Genomic DNA, 23,536 nt, shown 5'->3' on the forward strand with positions numbered 1-23,536 from the left:
GACTGAGCGCGTCGGTTCCATAAGGCTGGTGCCTACCACTCAGCTGCCGCCGGTAAAGCAACCTCTGCAGGCCGACGAGCGATGCCCTCTGTCGTCGCTGCCTAACTCATCCCCTGAGGCCAAGGCGGCTATCAATGCGGGCTGGCACGTCAGTGCGGACATGACGTTCAAAGGATTTCGCTTCGTCATGGTGGACGCCGGTGCGAAGAGGGCTTCCGCTGGCTGCGTGGCTATTGGAGCCAGCGCTCTAGTATTCAATGCCCAAGGCCTCATTGCCATTGCTTACGACCGAAACGCCAAACAGTCGTCCAGGTTGAGCTCGTTAACCATTACGCAATCTGGTGTCTTACAGCTTGGAGCATTGAAAGGACCACTTGCTGAGCTCAGGGTCAATGACCAGGAGATCGCTCTCAAGCCGCTAGTCACGAACAAGCAGAAACCAGCTTCCCGGTGATGCAAGACATGCCCGCTTCTCGCCATACAGCTATCGCAGCAGCATGTCCCCCGAACCGGCAGCCCTGCCCGCTCTTCCTGGGCCCGTTCGCCTTCATCGTCGGGCCGTTGATGGCTCGACCGAGGCCTGCGAAAGGCGGAACGGCTCTATGCGCAAGAAGCCTAAGCAGCTAGGCAGCGCGACCAGGGCCTCAGCTGGGCCCGATGGTGGCTCGTGACGCACTTGACGGTCACCATGGGCTTGGGAGCGATGGCCGTCCTGAAATCGTTGCCGATACTGTCCTTGATGCTGTGGCGCAGTAGGCGAACCTGTTAAATTACAGCACACTCCCAAATGCAAATGCGTCTCACCCACTGCTAAAATGCGACCTACCAAGCTTTTGGCGCGGCGTCGTTGGCAGGAGTTGATCACCAAGGAAGAGGAAGGGAAAATTTTGGAAAGAAGAACATTTGTCAAGGTGATGGCGTCGGCAAGCTTTGCAGCCGCCTGGCTATCTAACAAAGTAAGCGCTGCTCCGGCATCGAACACGATGGCGAAAACCGTTGAATCCATCAGAAAAGGGGCATCACCGAAAAGCCTCCTGTTATCAAGTTCCCCAGATGCTGTTTTCGGCCAACAGCGCATCCCCTTGATATCCTAGTCGCGACACACGGCAGCCTCGCCCAACTTAAGGCCCTTGCCGATGCAGGTGCCGACCCGAACGCCGCTAGTTCCCTCGGCCATACAGCGCTCAAAGCTGCACTGATGCGCGCGTCCGTGCCCCAAGTTGACTTCTTGCTGCAGAGGGGAGCTCGCGTAAAAGTGCCTGGACGGCAGGACGAGTTACAGGCTGCCATCATCGGCGGCAGCGAGGACTGCATAGATCTTGTCCTCGCTGAGGGGCTGCTTCCCTGCGCAACATCGATAGTGACAGCACTTCGGCTGCGGAAACATCGCATAGCCGAAAGCTTATGGAGATCAACTACTTATCCAGCAAATACATTGGAGCAAATCCATAGTCTCGCGACTGATAATGACGATTTCGCATCGACGACCAGCAGGTGGCATCCATGACCATGATGGTGAGGTTTTTCTATGCCATCGCCGCTTTTCTAATTGGCTGGGCTTCCGAAGGCTTGCTCGGGGAATTCACCGAAGAGGTCGCAAAGGAAGGCAAATGCGTGAGGAAATATAGAGTCCAGAGTTCCGCATCGTGCATCCAATGCGGGATATGCACGACAAAGCTTCAAGAAGTTATCGACAAAAGCGGATTGAAAGACGGTGGTTCGGCGGATGTCAGAAATGAAGACATCATTGAGTTCATGAACGAACTTAAGGAAGTCTGCCCGGCCGGGATGGTGGAAGAAACAATTGAATGCACTGAGGGATAAATAATGTTCTTAAAAGTAATTTACGCGCTATTGCTGGCTTTTGGATGCTTGGGACTGTTTTCCTATGCAGCCTTTTCGTTCAATGTTCGAAACGAACTGCTCTTGATCATGCTCATGTTGCTTGGGACGATGGTTTATCACAGCAAGCGAGACGCCTAACAAGGGTAAGTATGGTGCTGGACAGACGCTCATCTGAGACCAGCCTATGCGGGCGGGGAGCTCTAAAACTCCACGAAAAGCATGACAGCAGCTCACATGGGCGCCAGCTACCCGAATAAAGTCTTGGCTTCTAACTCACCGCTGGTCGGCGGGATTTTTGCTCCTACCCGTTGCGCTCCGTGGTGTGGCGTGACGGCTAGCAGCGGCCGCCGGTAGAGAGTGCCTTTATTCGAGAGCAGCTTATGCCCCCGTCAATATGGCCAGGGCTTCAGGGGGGGGCAGTGGTGGGGGATGACGCCGCTGACCGTCATTGATCACCTCTGTGCTCAGCGCACTCCCATGGTGCTTTGGGTGCAGCTGACCCGATGAGTTTTTAAGCATCGTGCTTTTCCCCGGACCGTTAGGCTCATCGTCGAGCCGCTGATGGCCCGGCGGGGAATACGGAAGGTAGAACGCCTTTATACGGCCGATGCTCGTGTGGCCCAGGCTAGGGCTAAGGGTTTCTCATGGTGGCAGTGGTGGGTCATGACGGCATTGACACGGACGGGCGCGCTCGAAGCCTTCGCTGTGCTGAGTGAGCTGCCAATGTTTCTGCTCGTGTTGCATGCGCAGTTGACTCAGTAGCCAGCACAGCGGGCGCTGCTCAATAAACAATAAAGGCTCCGCAGTCGCGGAGCCTTTATTGTTAGGTAACTCTGAAATTCCGCCCGATTGACACATGCGAAGAAGATGGTAAGAAGCATCACTTTAAGGAGAAAACGCATGACGAACGGCAAGCTTTGGACGAAAGCATTTATTGCGGCACTTGGGAGAGTTACGGCTGAAGAAGCGAAAGTAGAGGCTGACAAGGCTGTCGAACTGTTTGCGCAGCACCTGAAAGATGCTAAGGATAAGCCTGTAAAAGGTAAGCTTATCAGGTGGCGCGATCAAGAGATGAACTGAGTCTTTCAAGCAATCCCTCAAAGGCAAGCTTTGCGTTGTCGAGCGACTCTGCAACCGATATGACGCGGTTTTGGTTCAAGTCTATGTTCCAAAATAGCCTCGACGGCTGATCTTCATCATCGTAGGGGATGCCGCCTGACTGGCCTTCTAAGCGACCGAGAATTCCCGCAGTGTCCTAAAACACCGCACGGGCAATCGCAAAAATCTCTGGATCAAGACTAATAGCTTTCGGCGCAATGATCGGCTTCCACTGACGGATATTTTTAATCAAATCAATAACCTCATTTCTGGGGAGCGAGTTAGTCAATGCTCCGGGACTCCGCGCTCCGTGGGAAACCCAAGAGTCAGACGGTGCGTAAAGCCTGAACTCGGAGCCGGACTTCAAACTGGTGAAATATATAAGCTGAACGACAATGACATCCTTCACTCGCATTCCGCTCTGCATTGCTTATGCTCCTTACGTCAAGTCATGACTGCCCACAGCAGCTGCTCACCTGTTTTCGTTGGGCATACGCAATAACTTTGTTTGAGGCGACGATGCGATGACACAGGACACATGTCCGGTTTGCGATCTGACACGGGGTCAAGAGGTTCGGGTCGATTCGCCCCCCCCCCCTCTTCCGTCACCTATTTGTCTGGCTCAGATTGTCTTTAAATTGCCTTGGAGTGTAGCTAGGCAGCTCAGCCGGGGCATTCAACTTTGCCAGCGTCGCCACTCAGTCCGGCAAGCTCCTCCGATCGATGTAAAACTTCTCCAACACGGTCTGGCCAGTCCCATGCCCAGTGAGTGCCCCAATCGCGGAAGCCGACACCCCCGCCTCGTCGAGCTTTGAAGCGATGGTATGGCGGAACCCATGGAACCCCTGCCCTGCCCCTTCTCCGATACGCCTTGTCGCTTGATGTAGACGGAGAACTGGCGGCTCAGCTGGTGCCCATAGCCCAGCCCTGTCGAGTTGGGCAGGTCTGGAAACAGCCGCTCAACCCCGGCTTGCCGGGCCTCTTTCACGTATTCCAGGAAGCCGCAATCGATCACCGCCTGCGCCAGCGGAATAAACCGCCGGCTGTGCTTGTTCTTGATGCTCTGCTTCTTCCCGATCTTGCGGACGAAGAAGCCCGGCACCCCGTCGATGGTGTCGATGTCCTCCAGCCGGAGCTGCGCAATCTCGTTCACGCGTGCTCCCGAGTAGAGGCCGAGGATGGGCCCGAACCAGCGATGCGGATACTTCGATGCCCACTTGGGAAACTCGACCGGGTCGAAGATGGCCTTCAACTCAGCATCCGTGAAGGGTGAGCCGGTGTCTTCCGAATCCGGCGTGGCTATCGCCCGGATACTCGCAAGCGGATTCACCGACAGGTGTTTGCCCTCGACCAGCGACACCAGGAAGACGCTCAACCACTGCCGGTGCTTCGCCATGGTCCACGCCGCCGGCTCCGGTTCCTGGTTCTTCTTGGCCAGCTTGATGACCTCGGGCACCGACAGGTCTCGGTAGGCCGGCCGCTTGGTCGCATTCGAGGGCAACGCACGCCCTCAAAGAAGGCCCGCACGTGATCCTGGGTCAGCGAGGCCACGGGGACGTCCTTGCCGATGATTCCGGCAAACAGGCGCAAGGTATGGCGGCTTTCCAACACGGTCTTCTGATTCAGACGGGCCCCGGCCAGGTCCCTCAAATGATCGGCCATCGCCTTGGACAGCACCAGCGCCTTCGGTGCGTCCCCGGAGATGCGCTGACTGCCCTCGCGCAACTGTTGCCGACGCTTGGCCACCCTCGCCGCCATGACCTCGGTGGGCTCTGTCTGCCGCGACCGCACCATGAGGTCTCCGAACATCCCGGCATCGGCGGGGTTATCCAACTGCGCCTGGGCAATGCGCGTGCCGTCCGGCAACGTCACATCTTTCAGCGTCAGCTCTTTAGATGTCCCCACTGCGGACTTTCCTGAGCAGTTCGTCCAGATCCACGGTCATCCCTTTCCGCATGGCATCGAATGCAATCGATAGTGCCATCCCCATCGTGGCCGCCGCCAGCCTGGCGTGGTCACCACGACGGTTTCCCAGCGATCGGACAAGGTAACGCGAGCCAATCATGGCTCGAAGATCGGTGGGAACAAAGAAGCGCGCATACAGGCCGGCTGAGCGCGAAATCATCAGAGGCTTGGGCAAGATTGATACCTCGATTGATACCTCGAAGGGCATCGCTCGGAATCATCAATCGGCCTGAATATCCAACTCAATCAACCAGTTACGGACTGAATGGTCGCTCTGGAGCGGGCGAAGGGAATCGAACCCTCGTCAGTAGCTTGGGAAGCTACAGCTCTACCATTGAGCTACGCCCGCGTGGCGTTGTGAGAGTTTAGGCGGGTGCGGGTGTCGGGCGCAATGCACGAACGTGACGAGGGCCGGTTGCCCGGCCCTCGTGTCTTGCAGATCTACCGCGTGGACAACGGTGCGGCGTGGATCAGAAGTTGCCGCTGAAGTTCACGAACAGCGTCGCATCGCGGGCGCTGCGCTGGGCGGTGGTGGTACTCAGGCCGATGTTGCTCTGCAGGCCCCACAGGCCGGTGCGGGCGCCCAGCACGACGGTGGCGTAGTTGCGATCGAAGTTCTGGCCCGGCACGGTGTACATGCCGACTTCCGGCATCGACTGCAGCCAGGCGCTGGCTTCGGTGCCGTCCTTGAACTCGTGGTCGTAGGTGGCCTGCACGTAAGGCTTGACCGCAGCACCGTCCAGACGGACCTGGAAGCCGATGCGGCCCACCAGCGAGTCGATGTCCTGATCGGCGTAGCCCAGCGCGGTGGAGCTTTCGTTGCTTTCGGTATAGCCGTCGAGCTTGAGCTTCTGCCAGGTCAGGCCGACCACCGGGCCGTACTTGACGTTGCCTTCGCCCAGCGAATAACCGGCGTTGACCGCAGCGGTAAGGTTGCTGCCGTCCGGCGAGCCGCTGTGCACGCGCGTGGCCGGCCCGAGCTGCACTTCGCGGTCGACGTCGTAGCGCAGCGCGCTGTAGCTGAGCTGCGCATTGACCCACACCGGGCCGGTGTACCAGCCGAAGAACGCGCCCAGGGTGGTGTCGTCCTGCTTGAAGCTGCCGTTACGGTTGCCGAAATCGGCATCCATGCTGCCGAAGCCGGCAAAACCGCCGAACACCAGATCGCCCGCGCTCCAATCCACACCGAACAGGCCGGCCGGTGCCATGCCGTCGTACAGATCGGCATGGTCGTAGCGCTGCATGTCGCCGCGCACGCTGCCCCACCAACGCAGGCCGTCGGCGTCGGGCTTGCCGTCAAGATGCCACGCCACCTGGTCGGCGCGTGCGCGGCCAATGGCCTGCGCGGATTGCGTCAGCACCTGCTGCAACCGCGGCGCTTCCAGCAGCGAGATGGCGTACTGGCCCAGGATCTGGTGGGTGGCGGTGGTCGGGTGGATACCGTCGGCGAACACATAGGTGTTCTGTGCATTGGCCGCGACCAGGCTGGTCGGGTTACACGCCGGTAGCGGCACTGCCGGGTTGCAGGCGGTGCTGGTGACGTTGCTGAAGCCGTAAGTACCCGGATCGGCAACCACTTCCTGCAGGATGTGGAAGGTGTCGACCGGGATCACGCGCAGGCCGGCCGAGCGCAGGCCATTGAACAATGCGGTGTTGTAGGCGGTTGCCGCAGCAGTGCCCTGCGCCATCGCGGCGGCACCGCCGGCGCGGAAGCGCGGGGTGATGCCCACGTCCGGAATGGTCGGCACCATCACATAGCGCGCACCGGCGGCCTGCAAGGCGCCGACTGCACCGACCTGCGCGGTGACAGCGTTGCCGATGATGGCCTGCGCCTGGGCCGGTGCGGCGGCAGCGGCGAGCAGATCGTTGGCGCCGCCCCACACGGTGTAGAGCGCGTTCGGATTGGCCTGGCCGCCGTTGGCGCTCAGGTAGGTGTTGATCTGGCTGGTCACCGACGGCGCGGCGCCGAGCACGCTGGTCGAACCGGCCTGGATGCGGGCGCCGCCGGCAGCGTAGTTGTCGCCGGTCTGGCCGTTGCCGTTGGGCGCTGCATTGGTGCCGTAATGGTCGGCGACGTATTCGGCCCAGACCCAGCCCGGGTTGGTGGTGAACTTGCCGGTGACTGCGCGCGAGGCGGCCGGCAGCAACGGGTTGTAGTAGCCGCTGTCGGTGAGGCTGTCACCGAAGAACACGGTCTGGTCGAAGGCAGACGCGGCCACGGCCGGGGTGGCCGCAATGGCGATGGCCACGGCCATCAGGGAACGGATCGGGCGAAGAGTTGAAGCCATGGAAGTGCCTGCTCAAGGTAGTGTGGAACTGGACCGGACCTGCTGACGTACGCCGGCGCATGGCACATGGTTTCACCCTCGCCGCCCGCGCTCACGCTGCATTGCCGCATAACGCAAAAACGCGCGCCCTTATGGCACGCGATGCCACAATGATGACATGAACATTCAACTCAACGGCACCCCGCGCGACATTCCCGACGACTTGCTGCTGGCAACCCTGCTGGAGCAGGAAGGTCTTGCACAGCGGCGCGTGGCGGTGGAGGTCAATGGCGAAATCGTGTCGCGCGGGCGGCATGCCACGCACCGGTTGCGTGCCGGCGATGTGGTGGAGATCGTGCACGCATTGGGCGGCGGTTGATGCGGCGCGCAGGCCGGCGCAGCTGCGCGCGATCGGTGATAATTGCCTGATGACCAATACCGCCCCCTCTGATGCGCTGATCATCGCCGGCAAGCCCTACCGTTCGCGCCTGCTGACCGGCACCGGCAAGTTCAAGGATCTGGACGAAACCCGCCTGGCCACCGAAGCGGCCGCCGCGCAGATCGTCACTGTGGCGATTCGCCGGGTGAACATCGGCCAGGACCCGAACGCGCCCAGCCTGCTCGATGTGCTGCCGCCGGATCGCTACACGCTGCTGCCCAACACCGCCGGCTGCTACACCGCTGAAGATGCGGTGCGCACCTGCCGGCTGGCGCGCGAACTGCTGGACGGCCACAACCTGACCAAGCTTGAGGTGCTCGGCGACGAGCGCACGCTGTATCCGGACGTGGTGCAGACGCTCAAGGCCGCCGAGCAGCTGGTCGCCGACGGCTTCGACGTGATGGTCTATACCTCCGACGATCCGATCCTGGCCAAGCGGCTGGAAGAGATCGGCTGCGTGGCGGTGATGCCGCTGGCCGCGCCGATCGGCTCCGGGCTGGGCATCCAGAACAAGTACAACCTGCTGGAAATCATCGAAAACGCCAAGGTGCCGATCATTGTCGATGCCGGCGTGGGCACGGCATCGGACGCAGCGATCGCGATGGAGCTGGGCTGCGATGGCGTGCTGATGAATACCGCCATTGCCGGCGCGCGCGATCCGATCCTGATGGCGAGCGCGATGCGCAAGGCGATCGAAGCGGGGCGCGAGGCGTTTCTGGCTGGGCGGATTCCGCGCAAGCGATATGCGTCGGCGTCGAGTCCGGTTGATGGTGTGATTGGATGAGTGGGTGTGCGGCGTTGACAGTGCGGTCGATGCGCAATGATTGGCCGTGTGGCGTGCCGGATGTTGCCGTTGCTAGATCGCGCGTTGCTGCGAGTGCCTCCTCACCCCGTACCCTCACCCCAACCCCTCTCCCAAAGGGAGAGGGGCTTTGTTTTCTGATGTGACTTACTCATGACCGATCCTTTCAGCAGCGACGGCGCCAAGATGCCGCCCAAGCCCTTCACCATCGAAGAGGGCCGCCGGCAGGTGCGCAGCTTCGTGCTGCGGCAGGGCCGCTTTACGCCTGCGCAACAGCGCGCGTTCGATGAGTTGTGGCCGCGCTTCGGTCTGGATTACGTCGGTGCGCCGCGCGATTTCGATGCCGCTTTCGGCCGTGCCGCACCCAAGGTGCTGGAAATCGGTTTCGGCAACGGCGCAGCGTTGCGCTTTGCCGCGCAGCAGGATTCCGGCCGCGACTACATCGGCATCGAGGTACATGCGCCCGGCGTCGGTCGTTTGCTCAATGCCTTGCACGACGACGACAGCACGCATGTGCGCCTCTATCACCACGATGCGGTGGAAGTACTCGAACACGAAATCGCCGATGGCGCGCTGGACGAAGTGCGCATCTATTTCCCCGATCCATGGCACAAGAAGCGCCACAACAAGCGCCGCCTGATCCAGCCGGCGTTAGCGCAGCTGCTCGTGCGCAAGCTGCGCGATGGCGGCCGCCTGCACGTGGCCACCGACTGGGCCGATTACGCCGAACAGATGTGGGACGTGCTCGACGCCACACCCGGCCTGGTCAATCGTGCCGGTCCGCGTGGTCACGTCGAACGCCCCGCCTGGCGCCCGCAGACCCACTTCGAAACCCGCGGCCAGAAACTCGGTCATGGCGTGTGGGATCTGCTGTATGACCGGGATTCGGGAATCGGGAATCGGGAATTGCAGGAGCAAACGGCGGCGCCCCCCGGATAACTCACAGCGTCAGCGCTTTCCCGCTCTGCCAATTCCCCATTCCCGACTCCCCATTCCCGGCCCCCAATGGACACCGCGCTGACACTGACCAACGATATGAAGCTCGTCCTCGGGCTGGTCGGTTTCACGATGGCGATGTTTTTGTTCGAGCGCATCCGCGCCGATGTGGTGGCGTTGATCGTGCTGGTGGTGTTGGGCGTGACCGGGTTGGTGGCGCCGGAAGAACTGTTCGGTGGCTTCTCCGGTAACGCGGTGATGAGCATCATCGCCACCACCATTCTCGGTGCGGGGCTGGAGCGCACCGGTGCGTTGAATCGCTTGGCGACCTGGCTGCTGCGGCGTTCGCACGGCAGCGAACAACGCTTGATGATGATGACGCTGGCCATCTCCGGCCTAAATTCGTCCTTCATGCAGAACCCGTCAGTGATGGCGCTGTACCTGCCGGTCGCCTCACGGCTGGCCGCCCGCACCGGGCTCACCTTACAACGCATGCTGCTGCCGATCGCGGCGGCCATCGTGATGGGCGGCGCACTGACCATGGTGGGCAATTCGCCGCTGATCCTGCTCAACGATCTATTGGTCTCCGCCAACAACAACCTGCCCTCGGGCATGGCCAGCATCGAGCCGTTGACGATGTTCGCTCCGCTGCCGATCGGCGTGGCCTTGCTGATCGCCGCACTGCTGTACTTCCGTTTCTACGGCGACCGCAAGCTGATCGAAGAAGAACGCCTGATCAACGAAGGCGTCACGCCCTCGCGCACCGAGAGCTATTTCGCCAAGACCTACGGCATCGACGGCGATGTGTTCGAGCTCACCGTCAGTGCAGAAAGCCCGCTGGTGGGCATGACCCTGGGCGAAGCCGAGGCGCTGCACGACGCGCCGTTGCTGCTGGCCCTGAAGACCGGCAACGACACCCGCCTGGCGCCGCCGGCCGACATGCGCATCTGGGTCGGCAGCGTGCTCGGTGCGATGGGACCGCGCCAGGAAGTGACCGACTTTGCGCAGAACCAGTTCCTGCGCATGTCCTCGCGCCTGCGCAATCTGGGCGATCTGTTCAATCCCAGCCTGGCCGGCATTTCCGAAGCGCTGATTCCGCCCAACTCGCGCCTGATCGGCAAGACCGCTGCCGAGTTGCGCCTGCGCAAGCAGAGCGGCATCAGCCTGCTGGCGATCAACCGCGACAAGCAGGTGATCCGCGAAGACGTGCGCAATGTGCCGTTGCGTGGCGGCGACATGCTGGTGTTCCACAGCATCTGGCAGGACCTGGCGCAGGCGGCGGAAAGCCGCGATTTCGTGCCGGTGACCGACTTTCCCAAGGGCGAGCAGCGCCCGCACAAGTTCAAGATCGCGATGGCGATCTTCGCCTTCACCATCCTGATCGCATTGACCTCGCGTCTGCCGGTGGCGCTGACCTTGATGACCGGCGTGGCCTGCATGCTGGTCAGCGGCGTGTTGCGCATGGACGAGGCCTACGCCTCGATCAACTGGAAGACCATCTTCATGATGGCCGGCCTGATCCCGCTGGGCTGGGCGATGGACAGCAGCGGCACCGCAGCCTGGGTGGCCGGCCACACCATCGACCGCCTGCCCGAAGGCGTGCCGGTGTGGGCGCTGGAAATCAGTCTCGCATTGCTGACCACTGCGTTTTCGCTGGTGATCAGCCATGTCGGCGCCACCATCGTGATGGTGCCGATCGCGGTCAACCTGGCGTTGGCGGCCAACGGCAATCCCACCGCATTCGCATTGATCGTGGCGTTGTCGGCATCCAACAATCTGATGACCGCCTCCAACCCGGTGATCTCGATGGTGGCCGGCCCGGCCAACTATCAACCGCGCGAGTTGTGGCGCGTAGGCGCGCCGCTGTCGCTGATCTACATCGTGGTCATGGTGTCGATGATCAACCTGATGTTCTGGTGGGCGGCGCGCTGAATCGGTGTAGCGGCTTTTAGCAGCACGCGAGCTGCAACGCGACCTGGCACGCAACCACCACGGATATCGCCGACACGCTGCACGCACTCGCCCGGGCTTGCACGCAACGTCGCTGCCGGAGGAGCCGAGCGACCTAGCCCAGGAAAACCTGCTCGCCCTCGATGCGCACCGGCACCGTCAACAACGATTGACCGCGGCATGGGCCGCTGATGCATTCGCCGCTGGTGAGCTCGAAGGCAGCGCCATGTGCGGCGCAGACCAGATGGCCTTCCTTGGTCTTGAGGAACTGGCCTGGCGCCCAATCCAGCCGACGGCCGGCATGCGGGCATACATTCAACCACGCACGCACCTGCGTACCTTCGCGATACAACACCAGCGATTCCGGGCCGCCATCCCACACCGCTTCGACTTCCAGAAATCCTGCGTCGGGAATCTGCGCCAGTTCGACAAGCGTGGTGGGCGATGACGAAGACATGCGATCAGCCGATCGAGAACGAATGTCGATTGTGGCATGCATCTGGATCGCTGCTGCACTGGACTACCGGCGGGATCGGCGCATCAGCGCACATCGAATACCTCGCCCATCGCAGGCCGCAGGCGACGACGAGGCAAACCTATGCGCTAGGCCGAACGTGATGGCCGCCGCAAAACCAGAGTGCATTTAACGAACTTTTCACTCAATGACATGAAACCGCAACGATACTGCCTGCCTGTTTCCTGCCCGGCAACCCACCGCCATGCCCGCACGCATCTTCCAATTCGGCAACATTCACCACCTGTTTGCACCGCGCAAACCGCGTCACCCGTTGGTGCGCGTTGCTGCGGGTCTGGCCGGTCTGGTCATTCTTGCGGTGTTGATCTTCTTCAGCGTGTTCGTCGGTGCGGCCATGATCCTGGGCGGCATCGCCTGGAAATTGTTGAGCAAGTCCAATCGACGTGCGCCGCAGCAAGCGCGCGTGGTCGAAGCCGAATACCGCGTGGTGCGCAAGCCCGCGTTGCCGTTGTCGCACTGAGCGACGCTGCGCGCATGTCGCGCAGACGGTGTTGTCGTACACCGCCAAACGGCTAGACTCACGCGTCCCGTTCCCCAAGGATGCGTGCATGACCCACGATGTGATTCCCGCCGCCGATGTTCCGCGCATTCCGGTGGTTGGTGGCGGCAACTTTCCGGTGCACCGCATCTACTGTGTGGGCCGCAACTTCGCCGATCATGCGCGCGAGATGGGCGCCACCGCGCCTGCCTCCAAAGCCGAACGCGGCCAGCCGACGTTTTTCATGAAGCCTGCCGATGCCATCGTGGTCGGTCACGGCGACCACATTCCGTATCCGCCCGGCACCAAGGAACTGCACCACGAAGTGGAGCTGGTGGTGGCGCTGGGCCGCGATGCGCCGGCCGGCGAGTTGCCGGTGGATCAGGCCGAAGCCTTGATCTATGGCTACGGCGTGGGACTGGATCTGACCCGTCGCGATCTGCAGGCAGCCGCCAAAGCCAAGGGCCTGCCGTGGGACATCGCCAAGGGCTTCGATCATTCCGCGCCGGTCAGCGAGCTGGTGCATGCCGGCGAGGTAGGCGCGCTGGACGCGTTGAATCTGTCGCTGGAGGTCAATGGTGAAGTGCGCCAGCAATCGCTGCTGGATCAGATGATCTGGAATGTGCCGGAGATTCTGCATGAGCTCTCCAAGCTCTATGCATTGCGCGCGGGCGATCTGATCTTCATGGGCACGCCGGCCGGTGTCGGCCCGTTGCTGCCCGGCGATCAGTTCAGCGCCCGCCTGGAAAACGTCGCCGAGCGCCACGGCATCATCGCGGGCTGACACGCAGCCCGCTACGATCTCATTGCGGCAGTTGGTCCGCGACCGCATCAGGAGTGCGCTATGGGAATGGTCAGCGAATTCAAGCAATTCGCGATGCGTGGCAATGTCATCGACCTGGCGGTCGGTGTGGTCATCGGTGCGGCGTTCGGCAAGATCGTCACCGCGCTGGTGGAGAAGATCATCATGCCGCCGATCGGCTGGGCCATCGGCAATGTGGATTTCTCGCGGCTGGCGTGGGTGCTCAAACCGGCCGGCGTCGATGCTACCGGCAAGGAAATCCCGGCCGTGGCGATTGGCTATGGCGATTTCATCAACACCGTCGTGCAGTTCGTGATCATTGCGTTTGCGATCTTTCTGGTGGTCAAGCTGATCAACCGCCTCACCCAGCGCAAACCGGATGCTCCCAAAGGCCCGAGCGAAGAAGTGCTGCTGCTGCGCGAGATTCGCGACTCGCTGAAGAACGACACGCTGAAGACGCCAGGCGTGCCGTAAGCGGACACATCCACTGCGCAACTTCGCGCAGGAGGATGACCTTTCGCACGCAGACGGGGGACCTCGCGCTGATAAGCTCGGGGTCCCCCTTGTCGTTGGAGCCGCCCTGCATGCGTCGTCTCGCTGTCGCCATCTCTGCCCTACTCGCTTGCGCGCCCGCGCTGGCCGCACCAACCACCATCGCCGATAGCGCGCTGCGCACCGCCGCACAGCTGCGCGAGCAGGCGTTGGCCGACAGCACCGGCTTTGCAGTGGTGGAATCGTTGACCACCGAAGTGGGCCCGCGGATTGCCGGCGGCGAAGCCGATCCGCGCGCGGTGGCCTGGGCCAAGGCCAAGTTCACCGCGCTGGGCTTCGACAAGGTGTGGACCGAGCCGGTGACGTTTCCCAAGTGGCAGCGTCGCAGCGAGCAGGCCACGGTGATCGGCGCGCATGCGCAGCCGTTGCACATCACCGCGCTGGGCGGCAGCCCGGGCGGCACCGTCGAAGGCGAGGTGGTGCGCTTTGAAAATCTCGCTGCGTTGCAGGCTGCACCGGCCGGCTCGTTGACCGGCAAGATCGCATTTGTCGATTATCAAATGATCAAGGCGCGCGACGGGAAGGATTACCGCAATGGCGGCGCGGTGCGCAGCAAGGGCCCATCGGAAGCGATCCGCAAGGGCGCGATCGGGTTTGTGATGCGCTCGGCCGGCACCGACTCGCATCGCGTGCCGCATACCGGCATCACCCGCTTCGATGAAGGCGTGGCGCCGGTGCCGGCAGCGGCGTTGTCGGTACCGGACGCCAATCAGCTCGCGCGGCTCACCGCGCTGGGCAGCACGCATCTGCGGCTGGCACTGGATTGCGGTTGGGACGGCACGGCGACCTCGTACAACGTGATCGGCGAAATCACCGGGCGCAGCAAGCCGAAGGAAGTGGTGGTGATCGGCGGGCATCTGGATTCGTGGGATCTGGGCACCGGTGCGATCGACGATGGTGCCGGCGTTGCGATCACCATGGCCGCGGGCCACTTGATCGGCCAACTCAAGCAGGCGCCCAAGCGCACGATTCGCGTGGTGGCCTTCGCCAACGAGGAGCAAGGCCTGTACGGCGGCAAAGCATACGCGGCCGCACACGGCAAGGATGCCAAGGACATGGCGCTGCATCAGATCGGCGCGGAGAGCGACTTCGGCGCCGGGCGTATCTATGCGTTCAACACCGGCTCGGCGGCACCGGAAGAGTCGCGCGCAGCGACCAAACAAATCGCCGAGGTGCTGGCACCGCTTGGTATCGCATATGAGCCTAGCAAGGGCGGCCCCGGCCCGGATGTCGGCCCGATCTCGGCCAAGGGTGGCGCTTGGGCATGGCTGGCGCAGGACGGCACCGACTACTTCGATCTGCACCACACCGCCGACGACACCCTGGACAAGATCGACCCGAAAGCGCTCGCGCAAAACGTGGCTGCCTACACCGTGTTTGCGTATCTGGCGGCAGAGGCGGATGGCGATTTCGGTAGTCGCGCGAAAGTTGTGCAGCCACCGAGCGAGTAAATGCGTTTGAAGACGTTGCGGGCGGACGTCGGTTGAGCACAGGCGGCACAGATGACGCGCACGGTGTGCGTTATCTGTGTCACTAGCGAACATCGACAGCGCCAATGGCCTGCGGCGACGCATGTTTTGAGTTGCTGCAGACTTCAAGCGCACCACCTGCCCTTTCGCTTCCACTCCAGGACGAACACACACAATGGCGGCCAAGCGGCAACGCAGTGCGAACACTGCAGCGACTCTGCTGGATGTCGCCAAACACGCTGGCGTCTCGCCGATGACCGCCTCGCGCGTCATCAACCGCCACCCGCATGTCGGTGAAGACATGCGCGTGCGCGTGGAAGCCTCGGTGCAGGCCTTGGGCTACCGGCCGAACCTGGCCGGCCGCTCGTTACGCACCAGCGGTCTGTTGCGTATCGGTGTGCTGTACAGCAATCCCAGCGCCGCCTATCTCAATCAATTCATGCTCGGCTTGCTCGAACAGAGCAGCCTCAATGGCAGCCAGGTGCTGGTGGAAAAATGCGGCGCCATCCGCAGCCAACGTGCCGCGACCGAGCGCTTGCTCGCCGCAGGCGTGGACGGCGTGATATTGCCGCCACCGCTATGCGATTCGCGCCAGACCATCGCTGAACTCGATGCACGCGGCATCCCGGTGGTCGCAGTGGCCAGCGGCGCGCCGATGGCGCAAATCAGTTCGGTGCGCATCGACGATTATCAGGCTGCGCGCGCCATCGTCGATCATCTGATCGAACTGGGCCATCGCCGCATCGCCTTGATCAAGGGCGACCCCAAGCACACCCCGAGCGCATTACGCGCCAATGGCTATCTCGACAGCTTGCAGGCTGCGGGTTTGACGGTCGCAGACGCGTTAGTCGCCGAGGGATTATTCACCTATCGCTCCGGCCTGCTCGCCGCACGCAGCCTGCTCGCACAAGCGCAACCGCCCACCGCCATCTTTTGCAGCAACGACGATATGGCCGCTGCTGCAGTGGCGGTGGCACACGGGCTGGGCTTGCGCGTCCCGGAAGATGTATCGGTGGCCGGCTTCGACGACACCCCGGTCGCCACCACCATCTGGCCCGAACTCACCACCGTGCATCAACCGGTCACCGCGATGGGCCGCGCCGCAGTGTCGCTGCTCGCCGATGCGATCCGCCAACGGCGCAAGGGCGATGCCACACAAGGCGTGCATCAGGTAATGAAGTACACGCTGGTGAAGCGTGGCTCCACGGCTGGGCCGCATCAGGCGTAATGCATCGGCACACGGACGCACAGGCTCACACCGCTGCATCTGCGGGCCGTGTGTCGGCTGCAGGATCGATACCACTACATTGCATCGTGCAATGCACGATCGATCAGCATGTCATCGGCCCATCACCGACACAGATCGACGCTGCGCTACGCCCCTACAACATCGCAACGAAGCCTAGGAAAGCAGTGCTGCCGTGCGCGTCTATCCACGCACCACATCGACCTGCGCAACGCCCAATAGACCGGTCAACGGCACCACTGCCTTGCGCTGCTTCGGGCTGGCGACCAGACCCTGGCTGCGTAGTGCGTCCAGCAGGCGCTCGGCCAATGGCATCACCATATGCCGCCCCCAGCAACGCTCGGACGCGTGCCCGAACGGAAGATAGCCAGGGTGCTTGTCAGGATCCAGGTGGTCCCAACGCTCTGGCCGAAACGCTTCCGGCGCCTCCCAGAGCACGGGATCGCGATGACTGAGCAATGGCAGTACCAGCACATCGTCCTGGGTGCCGATGCGTCCATCGAGTGCGGGATATTCCGGCGATGCGTTGCGCAAGATATTCCACGACGGCGGCAGCAACCGCAGCGACTCGTAGACCAGATGGCGGCTGGGCACTGCGGGGTCGAATGGCGATCCCAGCCACAGCGCATTGGCCACCAAGGTGGAAATGGTGAAGCACACCGGCGCGGCAGTGCGTCGATACAACCCCATCGCATAGCGGCGCTCATCGTAGTTGCCGGCCGCAGCGGTCAATGTGGCAAGCGCCGAGGCGCTTTGCTGCAGCTTGAATGGCATCAAGGCACCTGTGGCGATGACGACCCAGGTCAACTTGGGCGTCAGCTCAAGAATACGGTCCATCAGCACGCGCAGCCGTAACGGATCGCCAGCCAACAGCAAATCGCGCAGATAGAGGTGACCCACCTGCGGCCATGGACCAGACAGATTCACCTGCGCCGACACGGGCTGCTTCAATGCTTCGCGCACGTCGCGCCCAATCGCCTGCATCAGCTTGGAGGCATCCGTGCGCGGAATCGAACGGCCATGCAACGGCTTGAACGTGGGCCGCTCAATCTCGGTCGCCGGGCGCGCGTCGAGCAACCTGTGCGTCAGCAATGGCCCGGCCACACCCACGGTATCGGCATCCAATCGAAACACGTCCTTGCCTATGTGCTCGCCCAACAGCGCCTGCAAACGCGGCGCAAACACGGTGGTGCGCGCAAACCCATCGGCAGTCAGCACAGGCATGGGACTCTCCGCTCGATAACGCCCGCGCTTGGCAACACGCTCACCTCGCGCGGGCGAGGGACTACCAACATAACATCAGCACGAACGCTGAATTGAACTCAGTACCAGATGTACCAGGCGTAGGACTTGAGACTCTTCTTGGAGGCCAACATGTGCTTGATCGAAAAAAGCATCTTCATGAGCGAGATCCTGCTGGGAGGGATTGCCCTTTCGGGGGATTTTTACCGACGATCAACGCTTGGTTCTTGCACGCGAACAACAATGGTTGTGCCCGCCACCAGGACGCTACGCTGCAAAGATGGCTGGTACAACACTGAAAAACTGCGTTCGCGCACAGATCGAGCCATGCCCGACGCCCATGCCTACCATCCTTCGTTTTTTAGGTAAACGACTTCGCAAACTCAAGAAATCGGAGCTGGCGACCCTACGGCCGCCAGCTCCGACCCTTCAAGGACATCAGCAACGCGGCAATGGGCTAAGTCAATCTGCGAGACCACACCGCACGCTGCCTTCGCCAGTCATCACCATGCGGGCAATGGACCCCCAGACCTCCTGCTCTGGCGGTATGCGGCGCAACGTTGAACGATGCAATCGTTACCGCAGCGGCCTGGCCTTCACCACCGCCGAATCCACACGCGCGCCTGCCTGATTATTTGCCGTCACCACGTAGTCATACGCCACGCCATTGCTGACGGCCTGATCGGTATACGACGTGGATGCGACATTGAAACCGACCGTTGTGAATGCATCTGCGGCACCGGCTCTACGTTTCACGGTATAGCTGGTTGCGCCCAGCGTCGGAGACCAGCTCAGCTTCACTCGGCTGTCGCCAACTGTGGCGGTGAGGCCCCGTGTTGCAGTCAGCGCGGCCATTGGTGCCGGCGCAGCCAACGTAGTACTGGCCGTCCCGATCACCGGGTAGGCATTGTTCACCAGCTCGACAAACTGGTTGTGGAACCATGCACCCGAAATCGGTGCGCCTGCCAGTGCGCCGGTCAACACGTTATCGGCGGTCGTATAGCTGGGGTCGCACATGCGGTCGAAGCCTTTCCCCTCGTTGTTGGGAATGAGGGTGCTGGAACCATCGGATTCACCCGGCGGCTTGACCCACGCATACGCATCCAGATGCGGGGCTGGCGCCGCGACCGGCAGGGCACCAATGCCTGCACCACTTTGATTACACCAGTTGCCGCGGTGGAAACGACGATCGATGCGACCCACATTGACGTACGTGTTGATATCGCTGCCCGACGCGCCAGTGGGGCGATTCGGCCCACCCCATCCGTTGCGGCCCGTATCGATAATGAAACCGATCGTGCCTGGCCAACCCGCGCTGACGAAACCGCTATACAACGCCTGGGTAAAATCGGTCTCGTCGAAATAGGGATTCCATTCGTAGTATTTTGCCGATTTGATCGGCTGCCCATTCACGCTCAACTCGGGATTGGGCAGGTTGGGCTCGTTCAGCGGCGTGGTGTTTGCAGTATTGGTAACAAACCCGTCCACGCTTGCCAGCCCTGCGCTTGTGCCCTGAACCACCCTGGTATACAGCGAGATGGTCGGGCCGCGATTACTGTCCCACCCCAACCAGCCGGAATGGCCAATATCCAGATAATTGTAGGTATTTGGAATGGCATGCAGCTTGTTGATGGCGTACTTGATGCCCTCTTCATAAATCCCGGTGGAGTTTGCCAACGCACAGCGCATATCGTTTAGATTGGTCACCAGATTGGGCAGGCTATCCGGTTCGATCACATTGACGATGCGGATCTCCTTGTATTTCGGATCTGCAAACACGGCGGCAATGACGTCGATATATTCTTTTTTGTAACGCTCCAGGGCTGCCGGGGTCAAAGGCAATTCGCCATTGGAGGCCAATGCGTGGCAATCACGCCCAGGCAGGTCATAGATCACAAAGCTGGCCGTGATGGGCGTATTTGCTTTTTTCTGTGCCAATGCCGCATCCAGATGGGCTCTCAGACCGAGACGGCCTGCATTTTTCGAACCGCCAGCGATCGCATCGATACGATCCAGCCAGACCGCAGTGGGAAGGGTCTTCACCACGCCCATCTTGGCCTTCAGCGGCGCACCGTTCACCTTCGCAATCGATGCATCGACCTTCTTTGCGTAATCAGGATTGACATAGCCGGTCGCACCGACGAAAGGGTTATCGACATGCACCTGAGCGCAAACAGTTGCCACGAGGAATGGATTCACAACCAACAGCGATAGCGCCATCGTGCGCTTGAAGTGGCGACGGATGCTTTTTCTGGATTTCATAATATTCACCTTGGTTTTTGATGGTTTTTATGAGACTCGAATACAGCACTGCCTTTGGTGGCCTGCGATCCTTCCTTCGTTGAGGCACCCATTAGAGATTTCTCAAGCCAAGCGAAACCACTCCATCAGCGCCAGGCCGAAGAGATTTGCATGGCAACAATCGGTGACGCCCAGGCAGGAACTCAGGCCACATGGCCTGCCCTGCTTTCTGGAACGATTCACCCAAGCCCTCAGCGTCTGTAGAGACAAACAGCGGCATCACGCCATTATCTTCGCGGCCGTTGCCTCTGTGATGTGCGGAGTATCTCCAGGGAGCGAATGAGCGAGCAGCATTGCTGCTGTGCCTGCGAGTGGTGCTGGACTCGCCATGCGGAAACTACGCCGCATACCTGGTAGACGCAATCGTCAAACATTGCGGTTGAACACAGATCCAGACACTGGCCGCAGCGGCATTTCAACTGCCGGCATTACTACGCAAATGTATGTGCCATCACGCACAAAAAATGGCCGCATCGCTTCCCGACGATGCGGCCGAATGGGAGGGTGCCCGACGTTTCCGTCGGGCGTACTGCAGCGCCGCAACTAACGGCGACGGGAAGAAGACGCAATGGCCGCTTGGAGAGTGACAAGCACGAAACATGTGCGACACAGCGCGCGGGTGCGCTGTGTCGCACAACGATGCAACCGAATCAGAAGCGCAGACGCAGACCTGCGTAGTACCGCCGCTCGAAGATGTTCTGATCGAAGTAGTGGTTGGTCCACTGCGCGTAACGGCGTTCGCTTTCGCCGGTGAGGTTGGTGGCCTGCGCGTAGAGCGTCAGGTGATCGTTGACGTCGTAGCTGAGCGATGCATCCAGATAGCCCACATCATCGTTCCAGATCGCCAGTTCATCGCCCCACGCTGAGCTGTTGACCTGACTGAAGCGCTTGCTGCGCCAGTTGTAGGCCACGCGCGCCTGCAGCTTGTCCTTCTGGTACCACAGCACCGCATTGGCCTGGTGCTTGGAATTGTCGCCGATCGGCAGCGTGTTGCCGTCGATATCGGTGTTGTCGGTGTCGGCATCGGAGAAGGTGTAGTTGATGTTGGTGCCGAAGCCGCTGAGCCAGCCGGGCAGGAAATCAAACGCCTGTTGGTAGCCGATTTCGAAACCCTTGATCTTGCCGCCGCCGCCGTTGACGATGCGCTCGACCGGCCCGCCTGCGCGTACCACACCATCCGCATCGGGGAGCAGTTCGATGTTGGTGACGGTGGTGGGGAACGACTTCACATCGATGAGGAACGCACCCACGCTGATCAACGAGGCATCGGCGAAATACCACTCCCACGAGGCGTTGTAGTTGGTGGCGCGGTACGGATCCAGATCCGGGTTACCGGAGCGTCCGTTGAGGAACAACACCGCATCCGAAGGCAGCGAGGGATCACGCGGCGGCGTGCCATTGACTGCATAGAAGCTCACCAGGCCACGCCCAAGATCGGGCAGATCCTGACGCGCCACTGCCTTGTTGTAGGCAAAACGCAGCTTCTGCGCATCGCTGATGTCCAGCGACAGGTTGGCGGTGGGCAGCACGTCGGTGTATTGGCGGTTCAATCGATTGGTACCGATCGCCGGGCTGACGCCGTTCCATTCGACATTGCCGATAAACACATTGCCGCTGCTCAGGTATTGATCGATCGCCAGCTTGGTCTGCACGATACGGGCGCCGATGTTCGCCGTCCACGGTACGGCGCTGCCGGTACCGCCTTCCAGATTGGCCAGAAAGTACGCCGCCGTGCTCTTTTCGGTGACCTTGTACGAATCGGAGGCCTGCTGGTACGCCACATTGCCCGGGTACAGGCTATTGAGATAGGCCACCGGGTCCTTCATGACCTGCGGGTTGATCGCCGGCAGGCCCTGGCTACCCAGGCCGGTGACCTTGAGCGGATCGAAATCGTTGAAATACGCCCAATAACCAGGAATCGAATTGAACGGCAGCAGGCGCGCTTCGGAGACACCGCTGCAGGTATCCACGATCAGTGGATCCTTGAAGTAGTACAGCGAGCGATTGGGATCGGCGCAGCCGGTCGACACCGGCGAGAGGTAGCGATAGGTATCCAGCTTGACCTCGCGCTCGCCATAACGGATGCCGAACTGGAAGCCGCGCACCACGCCCTCGTCGAACTCGAAAGTACCGTCGGCGCGGAACGCATCCATCGTCGCTTCGATCTTGTTGCCCTGCGCCCAGGTGGACATCAGCTGCCAGTTGTCCGGGTTGGACACATCGGTGCCGAGGTTGACCGCCGGATAGGTGCCACGGAAATCCACCGAGGCATCCACCGTTGGCAAGCCATTGGCGTTTGCCCATTGCGTCACGCCGCCGGCGCGGGTGATCTGGTCGCCGCGCGTCACCACCGCATCGGCGCGCGCTTCGTCGTAGGTGCGCTCGGCATCGCCGTGCACCCAACGGAACGATGCGCGAAACGGGCCGCCATCGTCGAAGCGCAGTTCCAGATTGGTGTTCAACGCATTCGAATCGGCCACACCGGCCATGGAATGGGCTTGAAAACGGTTGTAGCGGAACTGGCCATATTCAAGCACGCCATTGGGATCGACGATGGACCCGGGCTGCAGCTGATTGGTCGCCCAGCCGGTATGCAGCTGCGCGGCCACCGAGGTGTCCTGATCTTCGAGCTTGGTGTAGGCCGCATCGGCCAGCACCGTCCACGACTCGTTGATGTTGAACTGGAACGAGCCGTTGATGCCGGTGCGCTGGCGGTCGGTGCTGCGGTTGTCCAGTTCGGTGGCGACCCAGTTGTAGAAATAGTCGCGCGGCAGGTTGGACGGATCGGTATTGCTGCCGATGCGCCCGTCGCCGTTGAAATCGAAACCCACATTCTGCTCGGTGGATTTCTGCGCGCCATTGGAATACACGCTGGGGTGCTTGTTTTCCAACGTGGCATCGGAATACGACACCGCCAGCAACGCACCCCAGCGTTCGGTGCGGAAGCTGGCCAGGCCCGAGTACAGTTCGTTGAGTTCCTGCACGCGATCGCCGTAGGACCCTTCGGCCTGGCCGCTGAAGGTCCAGCCTTCGGGCAGGTCGAACGGGCGGCGAGTCTTGAGCGATACCGTGCCGCTGATGCCGCCATCCAGATCGGCCGCAGTGGGCGATTTGATCACATCCACGCCACTGAACAAGGTCGGCGGAATGTCGACGAAATCCGGCTGCGCGCGGCCGATGTTCGGCTGGCCGTACTGGTCGCCGCCGCCGGCGCTCAGGTACAACTCGCCGTTCATGGTGGTCTGCACCTGCGGCATGCCGCGGATATTGAGCTGCGAGCCCTCGCCGGCCGAACGCCGGATCTGCACGCCGGGCACGCGTTGCAGCGAGTCGGTGATGGTGACATCGGGCAATTTGCCGATGTCCTCTGCAGAGATCGAGTCGATGATCTGCGCGGCGGTGCGCTTGTTTTCGATGGCCTCGGCCTGCGCGCCGCGCACGCCTTTGACCATGACCTTGTCCAGTTCGGTGACGCCAGGAGTGCTGCTGGCGTCCTGCGCGTTGACGCTGCCGGCAAGCAAGGTGAGCGCTGCCGCGAGTGCGGCAGCCAGTGGGGTGTGGCGGGTGTTCCAATGCAGCTTGTTCATGGTCCCCTCCCAGGGATGACGA

Annotated in this window: 19 protein-coding genes, 1 tRNA gene and 4 pseudogenes; 15 read left to right on the top strand and 9 right to left on the bottom strand. The window is 61.5% G+C overall.

All coding sequences use genetic code 11. The features are described from left to right. The first annotated feature begins 486 nt into the window (after nt 1–486). From NYR97_RS02720 to NYR97_RS02740, 6 genes and pseudogenes are all read left to right on the top strand, one after another. Nucleotides 487–769 (top strand): annotated as a pseudogene (locus NYR97_RS02720) (hypothetical protein). A 46-nt stretch (nt 770–815) separates the two neighbouring features. After that, nucleotides 816–1,094 (top strand): hypothetical protein, encoded by a 279-nt coding sequence (locus NYR97_RS02725; protein ID WP_316696607.1) that lies wholly within the window; start codon nt 816–818, stop codon nt 1,092–1,094. Next, complete coding sequence (locus NYR97_RS22375) at nt 1,088–1,507, top strand: ankyrin repeat domain-containing protein (protein WP_425613060.1); 420 nt, start codon at nt 1,088–1,090, stop codon at nt 1,505–1,507. The genes NYR97_RS02725 and NYR97_RS22375 overlap by 7 nt, the downstream gene beginning before the upstream one ends. Beyond that, nucleotides 1,504–1,824, top strand: coding sequence for a hypothetical protein (locus NYR97_RS02730; protein WP_316696609.1), 321 nt, complete (start codon nt 1,504–1,506; stop codon nt 1,822–1,824). Before NYR97_RS22375 ends, NYR97_RS02730 begins: the two co-directional genes overlap by 4 nt. Before the next feature lie 538 nt (nt 1,825–2,362). After that, nucleotides 2,363–2,607 (top strand): annotated as a pseudogene (locus NYR97_RS02735) (hypothetical protein). 138 nt (nt 2,608–2,745) lie between these two features. Next, the gene (locus NYR97_RS02740; RefSeq protein ID WP_316696611.1) at nt 2,746–2,925 is read left to right on the top strand and encodes a hypothetical protein; all 180 of its coding nucleotides are present in this window, start codon (nt 2,746–2,748) and stop codon (nt 2,923–2,925) included. A gap of 175 nt (nt 2,926–3,100) precedes the next feature. Here the strand turns inward: NYR97_RS02740 and NYR97_RS02745 are convergent, their stop codons facing one another. From NYR97_RS02745 to NYR97_RS02760, 4 genes and pseudogenes are all read right to left on the bottom strand, one after another. Further along, nucleotides 3,101–3,370 (bottom strand): hypothetical protein, encoded by a 270-nt coding sequence (locus tag NYR97_RS02745; RefSeq protein ID WP_316696613.1) that lies wholly within the window; start codon nt 3,368–3,370, stop codon nt 3,101–3,103. Between the two features lie 178 nt (nt 3,371–3,548). After that, nucleotides 3,549–5,116, bottom strand: a pseudogene (locus tag NYR97_RS02750) (tyrosine-type recombinase/integrase). Nucleotides 5,117–5,183: 67 nt separating this feature from the next. After that, nucleotides 5,184–5,257 (bottom strand) — tRNA-Gly (locus tag NYR97_RS02755). 121 nt (nt 5,258–5,378) lie between these two features. Further along, on the bottom strand, nt 5,379–7,163 hold the full coding sequence (locus NYR97_RS02760; RefSeq protein WP_316697971.1) for an autotransporter outer membrane beta-barrel domain-containing protein: 1,785 nt from the start codon (nt 7,161–7,163) through the stop codon (nt 5,379–5,381). 190 nt (nt 7,164–7,353) lie between these two features. Here NYR97_RS02760 and thiS point away from each other — a divergent pair, with 190 nt between their 5' ends. From thiS to NYR97_RS02780, 4 genes are all read left to right on the top strand, one after another. Further along, entirely contained in the window at nt 7,354–7,554 is a 201-nt protein-coding gene (gene thiS / locus NYR97_RS02765) for a sulfur carrier protein ThiS (protein ID WP_104583664.1), read from the top strand. Between the two features lie 49 nt (nt 7,555–7,603). Continuing rightward, on the top strand, nt 7,604–8,398 hold the full coding sequence (locus tag NYR97_RS02770) for a thiazole synthase (RefSeq protein ID WP_016903327.1): 795 nt from the start codon (nt 7,604–7,606) through the stop codon (nt 8,396–8,398). A gap of 171 nt (nt 8,399–8,569) precedes the next feature. Beyond that, a complete protein-coding gene (trmB, locus tag NYR97_RS02775) occupies nt 8,570–9,355 on the top strand; it encodes a tRNA (guanosine(46)-N7)-methyltransferase TrmB (RefSeq protein WP_316696618.1) in 786 nt (261 codons plus the stop codon). A 66-nt stretch (nt 9,356–9,421) separates the two neighbouring features. After that, on the top strand, nt 9,422–11,284 hold the full coding sequence (locus NYR97_RS02780; protein ID WP_205393909.1) for an SLC13 family permease: 1,863 nt from the start codon (nt 9,422–9,424) through the stop codon (nt 11,282–11,284). 133 nt (nt 11,285–11,417) lie between these two features. Here the strand turns inward: NYR97_RS02780 and NYR97_RS02785 are convergent, their stop codons facing one another. Beyond that, on the bottom strand, nt 11,418–11,759 hold the full coding sequence (locus tag NYR97_RS02785; RefSeq protein ID WP_205393908.1) for a Rieske (2Fe-2S) protein: 342 nt from the start codon (nt 11,757–11,759) through the stop codon (nt 11,418–11,420). Between the two features lie 262 nt (nt 11,760–12,021). Between NYR97_RS02785 and NYR97_RS02790 the strand changes: the two genes are divergently transcribed. The 5 genes from NYR97_RS02790 to NYR97_RS02810 all read left to right on the top strand — a co-directional run bounded on the left by NYR97_RS02790 (nt 12,022) and on the right by NYR97_RS02810 (nt 16,366). Next, on the top strand, nt 12,022–12,297 hold the full coding sequence (locus tag NYR97_RS02790) for a hypothetical protein (RefSeq protein WP_006448453.1): 276 nt from the start codon (nt 12,022–12,024) through the stop codon (nt 12,295–12,297). A gap of 88 nt (nt 12,298–12,385) precedes the next feature. Continuing rightward, on the top strand, nt 12,386–13,099 hold the full coding sequence (locus NYR97_RS02795) for a fumarylacetoacetate hydrolase family protein (protein WP_006448454.1): 714 nt from the start codon (nt 12,386–12,388) through the stop codon (nt 13,097–13,099). A gap of 60 nt (nt 13,100–13,159) precedes the next feature. Next, nucleotides 13,160–13,591 (top strand): large-conductance mechanosensitive channel protein MscL, encoded by a 432-nt coding sequence (gene mscL, locus NYR97_RS02800; RefSeq protein WP_104591819.1) that lies wholly within the window; start codon nt 13,160–13,162, stop codon nt 13,589–13,591. Nucleotides 13,592–13,701: 110 nt separating this feature from the next. Further along, on the top strand, nt 13,702–15,120 hold the full coding sequence (locus NYR97_RS02805; RefSeq protein WP_316696621.1) for a M20/M25/M40 family metallo-hydrolase: 1,419 nt from the start codon (nt 13,702–13,704) through the stop codon (nt 15,118–15,120). Between the two features lie 193 nt (nt 15,121–15,313). Beyond that, nucleotides 15,314–16,366 (top strand): LacI family DNA-binding transcriptional regulator, encoded by a 1,053-nt coding sequence (locus NYR97_RS02810; protein WP_316696622.1) that lies wholly within the window; start codon nt 15,314–15,316, stop codon nt 16,364–16,366. 348 nt (nt 16,367–16,714) lie between these two features. Here the strand turns inward: NYR97_RS02810 and NYR97_RS02815 are convergent. From NYR97_RS02815 to NYR97_RS02830, 4 genes and pseudogenes are all read right to left on the bottom strand, one after another. Further along, nucleotides 16,715–17,608, bottom strand: a pseudogene (locus NYR97_RS02815) (cytochrome P450); the annotation flags it as partial. A gap of 98 nt (nt 17,609–17,706) precedes the next feature. After that, on the bottom strand, nt 17,707–17,796 hold the full coding sequence (locus tag NYR97_RS02820) for a tryptorubin family RiPP precursor (protein WP_232372350.1): 90 nt from the start codon (nt 17,794–17,796) through the stop codon (nt 17,707–17,709). 406 nt (nt 17,797–18,202) lie between these two features. Further along, entirely contained in the window at nt 18,203–19,846 is a 1,644-nt protein-coding gene (locus NYR97_RS02825) for a glycoside hydrolase family 6 protein (protein ID WP_316697976.1), read from the bottom strand. 731 nt (nt 19,847–20,577) lie between these two features. After that, entirely contained in the window at nt 20,578–23,514 is a 2,937-nt protein-coding gene (locus NYR97_RS02830; protein WP_316696623.1) for a TonB-dependent receptor, read from the bottom strand. Between the last annotated feature and the right edge of the window lie 22 nt (nt 23,515–23,536).

The organism is Xanthomonas hydrangeae, from assembly GCF_032697525.1.
Taxonomy (GTDB): Bacteria; Pseudomonadota; Gammaproteobacteria; order Xanthomonadales; family Xanthomonadaceae; genus Xanthomonas; species Xanthomonas hydrangeae.

Excerpts from the sequence above, each read along its gene's own strand:
- NYR97_RS02725 (WP_316696607.1), top strand. The coding sequence starts at position 816 with ATGCGACCTACCAAGCTTTTGGCGCGGCGTCGTTGGCAGGAGTTGATC.
- NYR97_RS02730 (WP_316696609.1), top strand. The coding sequence starts at position 1,504 with ATGACCATGATGGTGAGGTTTTTCTATGCCATCGCCGCTTTTCTAATT.
- NYR97_RS02740 (WP_316696611.1), top strand. The coding sequence starts at position 2,746 with ATGACGAACGGCAAGCTTTGGACGAAAGCATTTATTGCGGCACTTGGG.
- NYR97_RS02745 (WP_316696613.1), bottom strand. The coding sequence starts at position 3,370 with ATGCAGAGCGGAATGCGAGTGAAGGATGTCATTGTCGTTCAGCTTATA.
- NYR97_RS02760 (WP_316697971.1), bottom strand. The coding sequence starts at position 7,163 with ATGGCCGTGGCCATCGCCATTGCGGCCACCCCGGCCGTGGCCGCGTCT.
- thiS (WP_104583664.1), top strand. The coding sequence starts at position 7,354 with ATGAACATTCAACTCAACGGCACCCCGCGCGACATTCCCGACGACTTG.
- NYR97_RS02770 (WP_016903327.1), top strand. The coding sequence starts at position 7,604 with ATGACCAATACCGCCCCCTCTGATGCGCTGATCATCGCCGGCAAGCCC.
- trmB (WP_316696618.1), top strand. The coding sequence starts at position 8,570 with ATGACCGATCCTTTCAGCAGCGACGGCGCCAAGATGCCGCCCAAGCCC.
- NYR97_RS02780 (WP_205393909.1), top strand. The coding sequence starts at position 9,422 with ATGGACACCGCGCTGACACTGACCAACGATATGAAGCTCGTCCTCGGG.
- NYR97_RS02785 (WP_205393908.1), bottom strand. The coding sequence starts at position 11,759 with ATGTCTTCGTCATCGCCCACCACGCTTGTCGAACTGGCGCAGATTCCC.
- NYR97_RS02790 (WP_006448453.1), top strand. The coding sequence starts at position 12,022 with ATGCCCGCACGCATCTTCCAATTCGGCAACATTCACCACCTGTTTGCA.
- NYR97_RS02795 (WP_006448454.1), top strand. The coding sequence starts at position 12,386 with ATGACCCACGATGTGATTCCCGCCGCCGATGTTCCGCGCATTCCGGTG.
- mscL (WP_104591819.1), top strand. The coding sequence starts at position 13,160 with ATGGGAATGGTCAGCGAATTCAAGCAATTCGCGATGCGTGGCAATGTC.
- NYR97_RS02805 (WP_316696621.1), top strand. The coding sequence starts at position 13,702 with ATGCGTCGTCTCGCTGTCGCCATCTCTGCCCTACTCGCTTGCGCGCCC.
- NYR97_RS02810 (WP_316696622.1), top strand. The coding sequence starts at position 15,314 with ATGGCGGCCAAGCGGCAACGCAGTGCGAACACTGCAGCGACTCTGCTG.
- NYR97_RS02825 (WP_316697976.1), bottom strand. The coding sequence starts at position 19,846 with ATGGCGCTATCGCTGTTGGTTGTGAATCCATTCCTCGTGGCAACTGTT.
- NYR97_RS02830 (WP_316696623.1), bottom strand. The coding sequence starts at position 23,514 with ATGAACAAGCTGCATTGGAACACCCGCCACACCCCACTGGCTGCCGCA.